At 72.5% G+C, this 14,793-nt stretch carries 10 protein-coding genes and 1 pseudogene; all 11 read right to left on the minus strand.

Annotation, left to right across the window (positions count from 1 at the left end):
• Positions 1-290: 290 nt before the first annotated feature.
• The 11 genes and pseudogenes from OG718_RS29155 to OG718_RS29205 all read right to left on the minus strand — a co-directional run bounded on the left by OG718_RS29155 (position 291) and on the right by OG718_RS29205 (position 14,791).
• Positions 291-3,437: a beta-N-acetylglucosaminidase domain-containing protein gene (locus OG718_RS29155; RefSeq protein WP_443055153.1), complete on the minus strand. Its 3,147-nt coding sequence runs from the start codon at positions 3,435-3,437 to the stop codon at positions 291-293.
• A 48-nt stretch (positions 3,438-3,485) separates the two neighbouring features.
• A complete protein-coding gene (locus tag OG718_RS29160) occupies positions 3,486-4,055 on the minus strand; it encodes a GNAT family N-acetyltransferase (RefSeq protein ID WP_328845579.1) in 570 nt (189 codons plus the stop codon).
• Between the two features lie 499 nt (positions 4,056-4,554).
• Positions 4,555-5,997, minus strand: a complete 1,443-nt coding sequence (locus tag OG718_RS29165; protein WP_328845580.1) for a PP2C family protein-serine/threonine phosphatase — start codon at positions 5,995-5,997, stop codon at positions 4,555-4,557.
• 133 nt (positions 5,998-6,130) lie between these two features.
• Positions 6,131-6,328: a hypothetical protein gene (locus tag OG718_RS29170; RefSeq protein WP_306939061.1), complete on the minus strand. Its 198-nt coding sequence runs from the start codon at positions 6,326-6,328 to the stop codon at positions 6,131-6,133.
• 5 nt (positions 6,329-6,333) lie between these two features.
• Entirely contained in the window at positions 6,334-6,966 is a 633-nt protein-coding gene (locus OG718_RS29175) for a DUF5994 family protein (protein WP_328845581.1), read from the minus strand.
• Positions 6,967-7,307: 341 nt separating this feature from the next.
• Positions 7,308-7,917 (minus strand): annotated as a pseudogene (locus OG718_RS29180) (response regulator).
• A 225-nt stretch (positions 7,918-8,142) separates the two neighbouring features.
• Positions 8,143-8,862: a 3-oxoacyl-ACP reductase FabG gene (fabG, locus tag OG718_RS29185; RefSeq protein ID WP_328845582.1), complete on the minus strand. Its 720-nt coding sequence runs from the start codon at positions 8,860-8,862 to the stop codon at positions 8,143-8,145.
• Entirely contained in the window at positions 8,744-10,438 is a 1,695-nt protein-coding gene (locus OG718_RS29190; RefSeq protein ID WP_328845583.1) for an MFS transporter, read from the minus strand. Before OG718_RS29190 ends, fabG begins: the two co-directional genes overlap by 119 nt.
• A complete protein-coding gene (locus tag OG718_RS29195) occupies positions 10,435-11,952 on the minus strand; it encodes a class-II fumarase/aspartase family protein (protein WP_328845584.1) in 1,518 nt (505 codons plus the stop codon). The genes OG718_RS29190 and OG718_RS29195 overlap by 4 nt, the downstream gene beginning before the upstream one ends.
• 5 nt (positions 11,953-11,957) lie before the next feature.
• Positions 11,958-13,868 carry an FAD/NAD(P)-binding protein gene (locus tag OG718_RS29200; protein WP_328845585.1) on the minus strand — a complete coding sequence of 637 codons (1,911 nt, stop codon included), beginning with the start codon at positions 13,866-13,868 and terminating at the stop codon, positions 11,958-11,960.
• Positions 13,865-14,791 carry an NAD-dependent epimerase/dehydratase family protein gene (locus OG718_RS29205; protein WP_328845586.1) on the minus strand — a complete coding sequence of 309 codons (927 nt, stop codon included), beginning with the start codon at positions 14,789-14,791 and terminating at the stop codon, positions 13,865-13,867. The genes OG718_RS29200 and OG718_RS29205 overlap by 4 nt, the downstream gene beginning before the upstream one ends.
• Positions 14,792-14,793: the final 2 nt, after the last annotated feature.

Below are 14,793 nucleotides of genomic sequence, written 5' to 3' on the forward strand. Positions count from 1 at the left end.
AGCCCGCGACAACTTCCGTATCCCCGCCGCCCCTTCGCGGCCGGGCCCTCGACCACGTGTCCCTTGCGGACCACGCCACGGCGCACTCCCGCGTGCCGCGGCGACCCATGAGGGATCCCATGCCCTGCAACCCGCCGACCGGGGGGTGGCGCGCCAGGGCGGTGTGGTCGCCGCCGGTACACCACCGGCGGCGACCACCACACCACGGAGGACGGGCGTACGAGGAGGACGGCGAGGGCACCTTCCCGGCGTCCCTCCCCTCCCTCCGCGTCCGGAACCCGGCCGGCCGACTAGCCGACCGGCACCGGGGTCACCACCGCGGCCAGCGGATACGCGCCCGTCCGGAGGGCGCTGCCGACCGTGCCGCCCGCCGTCGTGACCGGCACGAGTTCACCGGCGTCGGCGGTCGTGACGTACGCGGTGCTCCCGTTCCAGTCGAGCGTGACGTCGAACGCGGACCTGCCGACGGTGACCGGGGTGCCGGGGGCGCCGGTGACCGTGTCGACGGGGGTGACCCTGTCGCCCGTGCTCGCGCTGACCCACAGGGTGCGCCCGTCCGGGGAGAGGGCGAGCCCGTACGCCTGCTGTCCGTTGACCAGGAGCGTGGGGCGGGTGTCGTTGGTGGCGGTGTCGATCGGAGTGACCGTGGAGCCACCGGAGTTGGACACGTAGACGGTTCTCCCGTCGGGCGCCGCGACGACGTTGAAGGGGTTCGGTCCGACAGGGATCGCCGTACCGGCCCTGCCCGCGGGGAGAGTTACGGGTGTGACCGTGCTGTCGTGGATGTTCGCCACGTACAGCGTGGACCCGTCCGGTGTGATCGCCATGTTCTCCGGGCCGTCGCCCACCGGGACCTTCGGGCCCGCCGTGCCGGTCGCGAGGTCCACGGGCTGGACGGCGTCGTCGGAGTAGTCGGCGACCCAGAGGGTCTTCCCGTCCGGGGTGAGGGCGAGCCCCGCCGGCACGTCACCGACGGCGATCGTGGCGGTCACCCTGCCCGTCGGTACGTCGATCACGCTGACCGAGTCCGATCCCTGGTTGGCGGCGTACGCGGTGCGGCCGTCCGCGCCGACGACGACCTCGCCGGGATTCTTCCCGACGGCGATCTCGGCCGATGCCCCCGACGTCAGGTCCACCGAACTGACCGACGCACCACTGAAGTTGGCGGTCAGTGCGCGCTCGCTGCCGTCGCCGTCCGTCACCCGCACGGGAATCGCCCGACCGACGAGCCCGTCCCCACGGACGACGACGGACCGTACGCCGCTCTGCGCCCCGCCGGCCGCCGTGAGGGTCACGGTGGCGGTTGCCCTACCGCCCGCCGGAACGGTGACGGAACCCGAGGACGGGGAGACGGTGAGACCGTCGGGAGCGTCGATCTTCCAGGAGACGGACTGTTCCACCGTCGAGCGGTTGTCGGCCACGGTGAGGGTGGTCGTGCCGCTCGCGCCCGGGGCCAGCGACAGCGACGACGGCTGGAAGGAGGCGTCCGGGCCGGGATCGGGGGCTGCCCGCAGCGTGGCGTCGTAGAGGAACTGCTCCATGACGCCGGGCGCGACCTGCTGCGGAACCGCGTCCAACTCCTTGCGCTGAGCCTGGAGTTGACCGTAGAGAGTCCGCACCGCGTCGTCGTCGCCCGCCGCCTGCGCGACCATCAGCCGTACGGCCGTGCCGCCGGCGGTGCCGTAGGCGCCGAGCTTGTCCAGCCAGGCCGAAGTCTCGTCCAGAAAGCCGGAGCTGCCGAGGTGGGCGCGGAGTTCGCCGGGCGCGGCGGCCATGTCGGTGAAGTAGGAACGGAGCTTCCGGGCGGCGGCCGTCAGCCCGTCCCCGCTGTCCAGCGCCTTGGTGAACGCCTTGATGAGCGGGGTGAGGGTGGGCGACTCGGTGGAGTTCAGCCGGGAGGAGTAGTTGTTCTCCGCGAAGATCCGCAGGGCCGGGGCCGCCCGCCCGCCGAGGTCGGCGACCGAGGCGAGGAAGGAGGCCCTCGGGTCGTACGCGTCCGGGTTCCAGGCGAAGTCGGCGGAGGTGAAGAGAGCGAGCTTGCTGGCCTCGGCCTGGACCATGGGGTTGGCGGTGATACCGGTGACGACGTCGGCCACGCCCGCCTCCCGCCCCGTGTACGGGCCGAGCAGCAGCCGGCTGGTGGTGTAGTCGTTGACGGGGTAGTTGTCCCAGAGCAGGACCGGATGCCCGAACAACTCCCTTGCCCGGCGCGCCTGTTCAGCACTGATGGTGGGCGCGATGACACCGTCACCGGTCCACTCGACGACGACCGACGGGTCCAGTTTCTCCCGCAGGGCGGTCTTGTACGGGGAGTCGGCGAGGTCGGAGTACTCGGTCGGCACCATCTCCAGCGGCGCGAGGTCGGAGTGCGCGTCGACGAAGCGGCCGACGACCGAGTTGAGCAGCGAGGCCTGGGCGCTACCGGCCGCGCTGCCCCCACTGCCGTACGCGTCCCCGTCCTCGGCGCAGTTCCAGTCGGTGTAGCTGATGTCGTCCAGCGGCACGGCGAACGACCGCACGCCGATGGCGTACAGCGACTCGAACTTCGCGACGAGTGCCTTCGTGTCGGCGGCCGAGGAGTAGCAGACGGACAGCCCGGGTGAGAGGGCGTAGGTGAAGCGGACATGGTTCGCGGCGGCGCGGTCGACGAGCTCCTTGAGCGTCGCGAGCCGTTCGACGGGGTACTCGTCCCGCCACTTCGCCCTCAGATACGGGTCGTCCTTGGGTGAGTAGACGTACAAGTTCTGCTTGGTACGCCCGTAGAAGTCCAGTTGGGACAGCCGGTCCCGCTGCGACCAGGGTGCCCCGTAGAAGCCCTCGACCACACCACGGAGGGCGGCGGCGGGCCAGTCGCGGACGGTGACGTCGGGTACGGCCTTGCCTCGGCCGACCAGCTGACGGAAGGTCTGCGCGGCGTAGTACGTGCCGGTGACGTCCACGCCGGACAGCGCGACCTGCCCGCGCCCGGCGGCAACCGCGTACCCGCCCTCCGGCAGCCCTCGGGGCGACTCGCCCCCGAGCCGCTTCAACACCGGCGCGGTGGCGGGGTTTTCGCCCGGCCCGCCGACATAAACGGTGAGGTCGGCGTCCGGCAAGGGCCGCCCCGCCGTGACGGTCCGGATGCTCCGGGCCCCGGCATCCCGCAGCACCCGCTCGACGAGCCTGCGCGCGGCCGGGTCGGTCCGCCGCCCGACCACTTCGACGACCTCCCGGGGCAGCCGCTGCGAACCGTGCCCGGACCGCAACTCCTGTGGCGTCGGCCAGACTTGGGGGAGGCGGGCCTCGGCGTTGGCATGCTCGGCCGCCATGGCGGGGGTGGCTGGGGCGACGCCCAGCAAACCGAGGACCAGACCGACGAGAAGCCCGACCACGACCGCCCTGAATCCCGGCTTCGGCTTCCGCCTCCAGCTGCAGCTCCGGTTCAAAGTTTTATCCATCGGCGAAGATGTTGGTGGATGGATTCACCGAAGGCAAGACCGCGTGGCCTACTTGTCGAAGGGTGGCTCGGTCGGCGGGTGCAGTTGGGCGAACTCGCCGGCGAGTATGCCCAGGAGGACGAGATCGTGGTGCCGGCCGGCGAGGAACACGTGATCGCGGAGGCGCCCCTCCTCGACGAATCCGAGCCGGTGATGGAGCGCCAACGACCCCTGGTTGTAGGCGAAGACCCGCGCTTCGCACTTGTGGTAGCGCCGCTCGGCGAACATGAACCGCAGCAGCATCACCACGGCTTCCGCCGCGTAGCCCTTGCGCCGGTGATCAGCGCCGACCGTGACGCCGTACTCGAACCGTCCCGCCTGCGGATCGGCGTGGTTGGAGGAGACGGCGCCGACCATCTCCCCGGTGTCGAGCGCCTCGACCGCCAGCCGGAAACAGTCACCGTCGGGCTCGGCAGAGGCCTGCTCCTTCGCCCAGGCGCGATGCCCCTCGGCGGAACGGGGCGGACACACCGCGTCCCCCAACCGCTCCTCGTCCACGGCGAACCGCATGAACGCGGTCCAGTCGTCGGGCTCGATCCCGCGCAGACGAATCCGCGTGCCTGTCCAGAAGGATGTCATCCACCATTGGATCAAGCGATGGCGCCGTGAGTCCAGGCCGAAAAGTCTCGAACCGTGCTCTACCGAGAAGGCTTCAATGCCATCCCTCGGGATCGAGAGCGGCCGCGACGAACCCGTCCCCCCGTGGTGACGGTCAGGTCGGGCTGTCCAACCCGTTGTGCGACCTTCTCGCGATCGAACTCACGGACTCAGGAACGAAGTGCTCGGCGATGGCGGGCCGGTCCAAGGGGAACCCATCGGTTGGCGTCGTCCATCCATGTGGTGGCCCAGCAACGCTCATAGCCGAGTCCGAGCAGGGCCTTCCCACGCTCTGGGTTGAGCCGGGCTTCCAGAGGCCGCCGCCGAGCCGAGAAGGAACAGCAGCGGTCGGTTCACGACCTCCCCTGTCAGGCAGCACGGCTGCGCCGAGAAGGCGTAGCTGCACCTGTCTCTGAGCATCGGACATGCAAGATTCCGTGATCACGGCGTGGTTGGTGCGACAACTCTGCGTGGTGAGCCGTCACAGCCGGATCACCACCAGTGCCGTGTCGTCGTCCGGGCCGCGGCGTGGGGCCGGGACCAGGTCGGTGAGGATGGCGTCCGCCAGGGGTTCCGGGGGCAGGGTGTGGTGGCGTTTGAGGCTGTGGGTGAGGCGGTGGAGGCCCTGGTCGATGTCTTCGCCGCGGCGTTCGATCAGGCCGTCGGTGTAGAGGACGAGGGTGGCGCCTGGGGTGTAGGACACCGTCGCCTGGGTGCGGAGGATGGTGTCGTCGCAGGCCGCCAGGGGCGGGTCGGTGGCCGTGTCCAGGAGGTCGACCGTTCCGTCGGGGTGGGCCAGGAGTGGCGGCGGGTGGCCGGCGCAGCTGTACGTGACCGTGTGGGCGGCGCGGTCGATGACGGCCTGGACGGCGGTCGTGGCGAGCGCGCCCTCGACGGTGTGCGCGTGCTGGGCGAGGGTGGTGAGCGCGTCGGCGGGCCGGCCGGTGGCGCGGATCGCGGCGCTCAGGGCGCTGCGCAGCTGGCCCATGACGCCGGCCGCCTCCAGACCGTGGCCGACGACGTCGCCGACCGCCGCGGCCAGCCGGTCCTCGTCGAGGTCGATCAGGTCGTACCAGTCGCCGCATACGTTGAGGAAGCTGGCCGCGGGCGAATACCGGACAGCGGCGAAGCCGTGCCGCGGCAGCGCGGTGCCGGGCAGCATGGCGCGCTGCAGCGTGACGGCGACCTCGTGCGTGCGGGCGTGGGCCTTGCGCAGCTCCTCGTTGAGTTCCTGCAGTTCCTGGGAGCGGGTCAGGAGGTCGGCGGTCATCGCGTCCTCCTGACTGAGCGTGGTCGGGGAGGCGTGCTGGGTGCCCTGCGTCGGGGTGGCGGCCTGGCGGGCGCGGATCAGAGCCGTGACCTCCTCGACGCGGTGGGCGATGAGCGACACCCGCCCGTCCGCGTCGAGGACCGGGATGTTGACCGTGCTCCAGTAACGCTCCTCGAACACACCCGGTCGGTCGGGCACCTCGACGTCGTACTTCTGCAGGGCCATGGTGTCCCGCTCGCCGGTGGCCAGCAGCCGTTCGAGCGATGTACGCAGGGTCCGGGCGCCGGTGGCCTCCTCGGAGGGGCTGTCGGGAAACACGTCGAAGAGGAACCGCCCGACCAGCTCGTCGAGGCCACGGCCCGATACCTGCACATAGGCCCGGTTCGCGGCGAGGATCGTCAGGTCGGGCGCGAGCAGCAGGACCGGGCTGGGCAGGGCCTGGAAGACCTTCGCGAAGTCGATGTCGACGCCCATGTCGATTTCGCTGTCGAGAGAGCGGGAGGGGGAGGGGGTGTGGGCGATGTCGGGATCGGGATCGGCGTCGGTTTCCACGTGGGCGTCCGCATCTGTTTCCACGTCGGCGTCCGCACCGGCGTCGGGGTCCGTCCTGATGCCCGGGCTCTCTCTCCCACCAGGCGCATCACTGTCGCTCATGCCACCATGTCTACTCCCTCCCCCGGCCCCGTGCGACCCGGTCCTGGAACGGGCCCCTGCGTACGGATCCGAGGCGCACACAGGTGCGATTCGGTCACCCTGCGCCGATCGGCTCGGTATCCGCCCGGCACCCCTAGTGGCGCGTGCTCCGGCGGCGGGGGCGCAGGCGGCCTCGGCCGCCGTCCCGGTGGTCGTGGCGGGGGCGGACCTCGGCGGGGCGCGCGACGAGCCCCGGCGGTGGCCGGCGGCGTGCCCGGGCGGCGGGCTGGATCAGGCGGGTCGCCACGACGGTCAGGATCAGCAGCACGCTGGCTGCCAGGGCGCCGGTCATGCCGGTCACCGCCCTGTGACCGGGGGAACGGGCCGGGCGAGCGCGGCCTCTTTGACCAGCGGGAGCAGCGGAGGGTCGGTCTCGTCGTCCTGCCAGGCTTCCGCGGGATTCCGTGTTCCGTCGGTCGCCGGGGCGCCGTGCAGGGCGTGCTCCGCCGCGATGAGTTCGGTGGCGGTCGCGGTCGTGGACGGGCCGGTGCTGTCGCTCGCGGCCGCCATGAGCCGCGCGGCCGCGGAGGAACTCGACTCCGGAGGGATCACCAGGAGGTTCCAGCGGCCGGTGGTGTGGGAGAGCAGCAGGATCTTGTGGGGGTCCAGCTCCGTGGTGAACCAACCCACCTTCACCACATGGCCGTTGACGGGGATCCTGCGGGGGACGACCGGCCAGTAGGAGCAGTTGACGGCGATCCGGGTGATCCGGCCGCCGAGAGGGTCCAGGACGTCGGCCAGGGCGGAGAGTTCGTGTGTCAGGTCGCGGGAGCGGGGCCACCAGGCGCCGTCCAGAAGTCCAGGAAGTCGAGGAAGTTCTGGGAGTCGCTCAAGTCCTGGGGGAGTGTTCGTCGGTTTCAGCGCGAGGCGGGCGGTCGGAGCCCTGAAGGGGACGATCCGCAGCGGGGGACGATCGGTGGTCGCGGACATCGCGCGAACCTGTCTCCGGACCGCGGCCCGCGGGCAGCCGTCCGGTGTTGTCGCTCACCGAGAACGACGTAGGCATGAAGGCCGGCGTACGAAATGCCCTCGGTGACCTCAGGCTACTCCGCACAGGTGCCCGGCGGACCGGCGTGAGCCGCCGGAAACGTGCCGGTTCCCGCCCCGAGCGTGTTCGGTGCCGAACGTGCTCCGTACCGGGGCGGCTCCTTGGTCCGGCGCCCGGCCCGGCCCGGTCGCGGTCCGGCGCCCGGTCTCGCGGCCCGACGGCCACTCCCGCGGCTTCACGACCGCCCCCGCCGCCCTCCACCACCGCCCGCGAAGCGGAACGCTCAGACGAGGCCCGCGCGGTAGACCAACAGCGCGATCTGTACGGGGTTGTTGAGATCGAGTCCGGTCAGGATGTGGGAGACGTGGGCCTTCACCGTGGGCAGGCTCATGTGGCAGGCCGTGGCGATCTCCGCGTTCGTTCTGCCCTCGGCGACGGAGAGGGCGACCTCCCGCTTCCGGGGCGCCGAGTCGGTCCAGCATCGCCTCGGCCTTCTCCCGCTCCTCGTGGCGGGAGGTGCCGGGGACGCCCCCGGGGTCGGTCACGGTGTCGATCAGTTGCCTGACGGCAGCAGAGGACAGCACGGGCTCGCCCGCCATGACGTTGCGCACCGCCGCCACGATCTGGGCCGGGGGCATGTGCTTGAGGACGTGTCCCGCCGCTCCGGCGCGCAGGGCCTGCAGTACGTAGCTGTCGGCGGTGAAGGTAGTCAGGATCAGCACCTGCGGAGGCCGCGGCAGCTCCCGGAGCGCCGCGGTGGCCGCGAGACCGTCCATCCTCGGCATGCGGATGTCCATGAGGACGAGATCCGGACGGTACTCGTCCACGAGCGCCCGCACGTCGGCTCCGTCGGCCGCCTCCGCGACGACGTCGATGTCGTCGGCCGCCGACATCTCCCGGGCGATCTCCTCCCGGGCGTGCTGCCGCGCCTGCTCGGCCCGCAGCGTGGCCTCCGTCTCCGCGCGGACCGCCCGTTCCCGCAGGCCCACGACGACCAGGCCCCAGCCGACGGCACCCGCGACCAGGGTGACGGCCGACACCGCGGTCGCCAGGGTGAGCGGCTCGGGGGGATACGGGGGATCCAGGGGCCGCGGTACGCCGGGGTGGCCGCGGTGGTCTCAATGCCCCAGCCCCGCGCCCCCGTCCACCGGGATCACCGCGCCGCGCACATACCCGGCGCCGACCAGGAACGCCACCGCGTCGGCGACCTCCTCCGGTCGGGCGAGCCGGCCGGCCGGGGTCTGCCGCAGCAGGTTCCCGCGCTGCTCCTCGGTGAGCGCACGGCTCATGTCCGTCTCGGTCAGGCCGGGCGCCACCACGTTGCAGGTGATGTCCCGGGGGCCGAGTTCGTGGGTCAGCGAACGGGCGAAACCGACCAGACCCGCCTTCGAGGCCGCGTAGTTGGTCTGCCCGGCGGCTCCGTGCAGCGCCGCCGTGGAGGAGATCAGCACGATACGTCCGTGGCCCGCGCGCAGCATTCCGCGTACCGCCCGCCGGGCGACCCGGAACGACCCCGTGAGGTTGGTGTCGACGACGGAGGTGAAGTCCTCCTCGGTCATCCGCACCAGCAGACGATCCTGGGTGGTACCGGCGTTGGCGACCAGGACGGTGACCGGACCGTGGGCCGCCTCGGCCTCCTTGAAGGCCCGGTCCACCTGTTGACTGTCCTTCACATCGCAGCGTACGGCGAGGAATTCCGCGGTCTCGGGCGGCGGCTCCTCACCCCGGTACGTCACCGTGACCCGGTCCCCCGCCGCCGCGAGACGGCGGGCCGTGGCCAGCCCGATCCCCCGGTTCCCCCCGGTCACGAAGACCGACCGGGCCGTTGCCTGTTCCATCGTCGTCCCCACTTCTTCCGCTTCCGCTGCTTCCTGTGTCGACGTTCCGTGTCCGCAGTCCCACGACGCTCACGGCGAATCCGACGAGGGCCAGTACGGCGGTCCAGAACGTGGCCGCGTACATGGCGTCGAGGAAGGCGCGGTCGGCGGTGGCCGCCAGTTCCGGCAGCCGCAGCGAACCGGCCAGCGAGCGGGCCGCCTCGGCGGAGGTGCGGGCCTGCTCCTCGGCTTCCGGCGTCAACCCCCGTGCCCCGCCCGGCAGTTCGGCGTCCGACATCCGCTCGCGGTACACCCCGGAGAGGATCGAGCCGGTCATCGCCACTCCGAGCGTCCCGCCCACCTGCCGGGTGACGCTGTTGACGGCCGACCCGGCGCCCGCGAGATGCGGCGGCACCCCGCTCATCATCACGGCCGTGACCGGTGTACCGACCAGCCCCATCCCGAAGCCCTGCACCCACAGCAGCGCGGCGACGGTCAGGATCGGGGTCTGTCCGTCGAACCACAGATAGCCGACGTACGTGGCAGACGTGGCCAGGACCCCGGCCGCGACCGTCGACCGGGCCGAGAGCAGCCGGCTCAGCGTGGGGGACGCCTGACTGCCCAGGACGATGCCGATCGCCGCGGCGATCATGACCGTTCCGGCGTCGGCGGGGGAGAGCCCGCGCGGCCCCTGCAGATAGAAGGCCGCGTAGAACAGATGCCCGGCCAGCGCCATGAACGCGATCAGCAGCACCACGCTCCCGGCCGTGAACCCGGGCTGCCGGAACAGCCGCAGGTCCAGGCTGGGCGCGGGCGACCTGCGCTGGCCGGCGACGAAGAGGGCGAGCAGAGCGCCGCCCAGGAGGAGGGGGAGGAGCACGTGCGGGCCGTACCAGGTCTGTCCGTTGCCGAGTTCGATGATCCCGTAGACCACTCCGCCGAGGCCGAGCACCGACAGGGCGAGACCCGGCAGATCGAGCACCCTGCGCCGGGGGCCCTTCAACTCCGGTACTACGGCCACCACTCCGGCCAGACACAGGGCCACGATGGGCACGTTGACCAGGAACACCGAGCCCCACCAGAAGTGGCTGAGCAGCGCCCCGCCCACGACCGGGCCGACGGCCACCCCGAGACCGCTGGAGGAGCTCCAGATCGCGATCGCCCGGGTGCGTTTCTCCTCCGGGGTGCTCTGCACGATGACCGACAGGGTCGCCGGCATCAGCAGTGCGCTGCCCGCGCCCATGAAGGCACGCGCCACGATCAGCCAGGCGGGACCGGTGGCGAAGGCGCCCGCGCCGGAGGCGGCGCCGAACAGCGCGAGCCCCGCGACGAGGGTGTTCCGGGGGCCGAAACGGTCGGCCAGTGCGCCTCCCGCGAAGAGCGTTCCGGCGAAGACCAGGGTGTAGGCGCTCGCCACCCACTCCAGTTCGGCGGGGGTCGCGCCCAGGCCGTCGACCGGGTCGGCGAGCGTGGTGACGGCGACGTTGAGGACCGAGGTGTCCAGCCAGATCAGCATCTGGGCGCAGACCACGACCAGGAGGACCGGCCAGGACCGGGACGGGACGGCCTTCTCCTCCACCCGGCTCACGGCGGTCATCGGCTGCCTCCGTCGTCGTATGCGGTGTCCGTGTCGTTCGTGCCGCCGGTGTCGTCCGTGGTGCCGGTGCCGGTGCCGGTGTGGGGGGCGTCGAGTTCCGCGTATCTGCGCAGTGCCCGGTCGACCAGTGCGTCGGCCGCGCCCGTGTAGTGGGCCGGGTCGAGCAGTTCCGACAGCCGGGCGGGTGTGAACAGGGCGGAGAGTTCCGGGTGTTGGGTCAGTACCTCGGCCGGCGAGCGCCCGGTGTCGGCCGCCTCGGCCGACGCGGCGGTCAGCAGCTTCTTCGCCCGTACCTTGCCGAGCGCCGGGGCGAGCGCCACCGTCAGCCGTTCGGTGACGAGGGCGCCCCCGGTCAGTTCGAGGTTGGCAAGCATCCGGTCCGGGTGGACGACCAGTCCCTCGGCGAGCTCGACGGCGGTGTGAGCGGCCCCGCCCGCCAGCCGCAACGCCTCCCGCAGCGGCTGCCATTCGGCGTGCCACGCCCCTGCGGGCCGCTCGTCCTCGGCCAGCAGGCACTGGGCAAGTACGAGGGCATGGGCGGGCACCTGACGAGCGGCCGACACGATCAGCGTGGCGAGCGCGGGGTTGCGTTTCTGCGGCATCGCCGAGGAGGCCCCGCGTCCGGCCGCCGCGGGCTCGGACACCTCACCGATCTCGGTACGGGACAGGGTCTGCACGTCGAGCGCGAACTTGCCGAGCGCACCGGTGACCAGCTGGAGCACCGCCCCCACCTCCGCGACGGGCGTGCGCACGGTGTGCCACGGCAGTACCGGCTCGGCCAGCCCCAGCGCCTCGGCGAAGGGGCGGAGCAACTCGACTCCGCCCTCGCCGCCGACCGGGTTCCGGCCCTCGTCCCCGCCCTTACCGTCCTCCCCGCGGTCCAGCAGGGCGTACTCGCGGTACGCGGCGAGCGTCCCGGCCGCTCCCCCGAGCTGGGCCGGGAGCGCGGAGGCGACCGCCCGCACCCTGACCAGGGCGTCGCCGACCAACTGGAGCCAGCCCGCCGCCTTGAGACCGAAGGTGGTGGGCACCGCGTGCTGGGCCAGGGTGCGACCGGCGAGCACGGTGTGGCGGTGGGTGTCGGCGAGCGCGGCCAGGGCGCTGCCGGTGCGTTCCAGGTCGGCGGCGATCAGACCGAGCACCCGGTGGGCGATCAGCATGGCCGCCGAGTCGAGGATGTCCTGGCTGGTCGACCCCCGGTGTACGTACTCGGCGGCGGCCGCGTCCTTCGCGGCGACCACCTCGGTGAACGCCGTCACCAGCGCGACCACCGGGTTGGCCGCGGCCCGGGCCGCATGGGCCAGGGCGACCAGGTCCAGCCGGTCCGCGCGGGCCACCGAGGCGATCGTCCGCACCGCGGCGGCGGGTGTCAGTCCGACCGCGAACTGGGCCCGGGCCAGGGCCACTTCGGCGTCCAGCATGGCCTGCAGCCACGCCTCGTCGGTCACCTCGGCCGCCGCGGGCGTACCCGCCCAGGTGGGGGCGAGCAGGCCCGCGTCGGTGCCTGCGGACATCACGTTCACGCTCCTCGACCTCTTTCGCCTGATGGCTGATGTGTCTGACGTGTCTGATGTGCCGTCAAAGTCACGGCCGGTGGCGGGACTTCTGGAAGCGGGACTTCGAGCGGTGGGACTTCGGTCGCCTCCGGCAGCATCAGCACCGCCCGCGCGATCGCGTCCGAGTCCTCCAGCGTCACCGAGCCGACGCCCGGCCTGATGCCGACAGCCGTCACCCAGCGCACCCCCTCCGTCGGCACCCCGAACGCGAACCGGCGCGGGTGCGCCCGGCCGGCCGCGTCCACCAGCCGGGGCGGGTTCCTCGTCACTGCGAGCCCGCCCGTCTCCCGGCCGCCCAGCCGGTACGGGACGCAGTCACCGGCCGCCAGGAGCCCCTTCAGCAGGGGATCGGCGCTCCGGCGCAGATCGACGACGGGCAGCCGCGCCTCGACGAGCGCGCGGACCAGCACCGGTGGTTCGGGCACCTGTTCCGCGTCCACGAGGAAGCCGCCGTCGCGCGCGGAGGGCCGTACGCGCATCCCCGGGCCGAGCACATGCACCACCTCGGCCTCGATCAGCGCGATCAGCTGCTCGATGCGGAAGGCCGGCGGGCCGATCGACGTGTACGCGTTCAACGGCGTGTACCAGCCGTCCAGTTCGGCCCGGTACGACGCGCCGGACACCCCGCCGTGGTCGACGACGAGCCGGATCTCGTTCCGCAGGTCCCGCAGGGCGTCCAGAGCGGCTTTCATCGGTCCGCTCACATTGCCCATCCGGGCCTCGGCGACATCCCGCCGCAGGTACTCCAGAAGCCAGTGCCGGAAGTCGTCGCGGCCGGTGAAGTCCCGACTGCCGTAGGGCCGTTCGATCCGTTGCCAGTCCCACGGCTCGGCGGGCGGTGCCCCGTACCGGTCGGTCCACGCCTCGACGTAGACGGTCCGCACCTCACGGTCGATCAGCGGCCAGATCTCGCCACGGAAGGAGACGGGGTGTCCGTCGTCCGCGCGCCGCCGCAGAGAGGCGATGACCTCCGGGGTCAGGAAGCGGGGGTGGTGGCGGCCGAGCGCGCCCTTCTCGTTCTCGCCGCGCGCGTGGTACGGCACTCCGCGCCGCGAACCGGCGTACAGCACCGGCTCGTTGCCGCTCGGCAGGTACACCAGGCCGGACTGGCTCTCCTTGAAGGTGCCGCCGCGGCCCTCGGTGAGCAGCGCCACGCAGTCGAAGAAGTTCAGCCCCAGGCCGCGCAGGGCGACCGGTGTGCCCGGCGCGATCCGGCTCAGATCGGCGTCGGCCGGGTTGGCGGGCCGCACGTAGAGCGAGCCGTGCCGGTCGGCGAAGGAGCCCAGCGCACGCTCCTCCGGGCTCGGGGTCAGGTCGCCGTGGCCGAGCGCCAGCACCACCGAGTCCAGCCCGGACAGCCGACGACCGTCCGCCAGCGTCACCGTCTGCCGCCCGTCCGGGGTGTCCGCGAGCGCGACCGCGGTCGTCCGGTGCGTGTGGACCGTCACTCCGGGAGGGGTGGTGCGTAAGAGATGCCGGAAGACCCACTCCAGGTAGTGGCCGTGGAAGGCACGGGTCGGATAGGTGTCCGGGCCGAGCCGCCGCGCCTCCTCCAGGACCCTGTCCGGGTACTCCCCGGGACCCAGTGCGCACGCCCACTCGTACAGGCTCGGGCCCGGCACCGACGGCCCCGCGCAGTCCACGCTGTCGTCGGTGAACAGGGTCACCTGGGAGGCGACCGTGTTCATCAGCAGCTCGGGCGGCTGGCCGGTGCGCCACACCGCACCCGCGCCGGGCGGGTACGGGTCGACGAGATGGACCGCGACCGGCCGGGCGGCCCGGCCCGCGTTGGCGCAGATCCGCTCCAGGACCGAGAGCCCACGCGGACCGGCGCCGATCACGCACAGGGTGATGGCGTCACCGGGCCCGGTCATTCCCGGCCCAGCCCGTCGCGCCAGCTCGGCCGCAGCGGCTTCCAGCCCAGTTCCGTACGGGCCCGGTCGTTCGCCGCGCCCCGTGCCGCGGTGAGCTGATGGGTCATGAACCAGCCGAGGAGCCGGGGCGCGAGTGCCGCCGGAATCGTCCGTGGGGCCGGGCCGCCAAGCGTGCGGGCGTAGTGCGGCAGCCACTGCGCGGCCGGGGCCGGATCGTCGTCGGTCACGTGGAAGACGCCGGTGGCCTCCGACTCGACCGCGGCCACGGCCGCCCCCACGGCGTCCCCCACATGCACGAAGGAGGTGATCCCGGCCCCGCCCCCGGGCAGCGGAAGTTTTCCGGCCAACACCCGTTGGCCGGTCCCGCCGATACGGGCGTACGCGGTCCCGGGGCCGTACAGGGTGCCGTACCGCAGCACCACGCCCGCGAGGTCCGGTCCCCCGCCCAGGACCTGCCGCTCCAGTTCGGCGACGGCCCGTACGGTGGCGGCCCACCCGGCGTCCGGGGCGTCCACGTACAGCGGTGCGTCCTCGTCGAGGACCGGGTCCCCGGCCGGAGCGGCGGCGAAGGCGACGGACTGCGCGACCAGCCGCCGCGCACCGGCGGCACGGGCCGCCGCGACGAGATTGGCGGTCCCCTCGGTCCGCAGCCGCGCGGTCAGCGCGAAGGCCTCCACGGGGTCGGCGGGCAGCAGCCGCAACGCCGTCATCTGGTGGACGACCACCTCGGGCCGGGCGGCCGACACCGCGGACAGCAGGCCCTTCCGGTCCAGGGCGTCGGCGACCACGACCGCGTCCGCCTCCGGAGCCCGGGCCCGCGACTCCTCCCGTACCAGCGCGACCATCTCATGGCCCCGCGCCCGCAACGCGCCCACCAGCGGATGTCCGACCACTCCGGTGGCCCCGGCGACAAGTACGCGCACGG

Source organism: Streptomyces sp. NBC_00258 (assembly GCF_036182465.1).
GTDB lineage: Bacteria > Actinomycetota > Actinomycetes > Streptomycetales > Streptomycetaceae > Streptomyces.

Bases quoted from the DNA above. Each gene is read 5' to 3' on its own strand.
- OG718_RS29155 (WP_443055153.1), bottom strand. From the start codon at position 3,437: ATGGATAAAACTTTGAACCGGAGCTGCAGCTGGAGGCGGAAGCCGAAG.
- OG718_RS29160 (WP_328845579.1), bottom strand. From the start codon at position 4,055: ATGACATCCTTCTGGACAGGCACGCGGATTCGTCTGCGCGGGATCGAG.
- OG718_RS29165 (WP_328845580.1), bottom strand. From the start codon at position 5,997: ATGAGCGACAGTGATGCGCCTGGTGGGAGAGAGAGCCCGGGCATCAGG.
- OG718_RS29170 (WP_306939061.1), bottom strand. From the start codon at position 6,328: ATGACCGGCGCCCTGGCAGCCAGCGTGCTGCTGATCCTGACCGTCGTG.
- OG718_RS29175 (WP_328845581.1), bottom strand. From the start codon at position 6,966: ATGTCCGCGACCACCGATCGTCCCCCGCTGCGGATCGTCCCCTTCAGG.
- fabG (WP_328845582.1), bottom strand. From the start codon at position 8,862: ATGGAACAGGCAACGGCCCGGTCGGTCTTCGTGACCGGGGGGAACCGG.
- OG718_RS29190 (WP_328845583.1), bottom strand. From the start codon at position 10,438: ATGACCGCCGTGAGCCGGGTGGAGGAGAAGGCCGTCCCGTCCCGGTCC.
- OG718_RS29195 (WP_328845584.1), bottom strand. From the start codon at position 11,952: ATGTCCGCAGGCACCGACGCGGGCCTGCTCGCCCCCACCTGGGCGGGT.
- OG718_RS29200 (WP_328845585.1), bottom strand. From the start codon at position 13,868: ATGACCGGGCCCGGTGACGCCATCACCCTGTGCGTGATCGGCGCCGGT.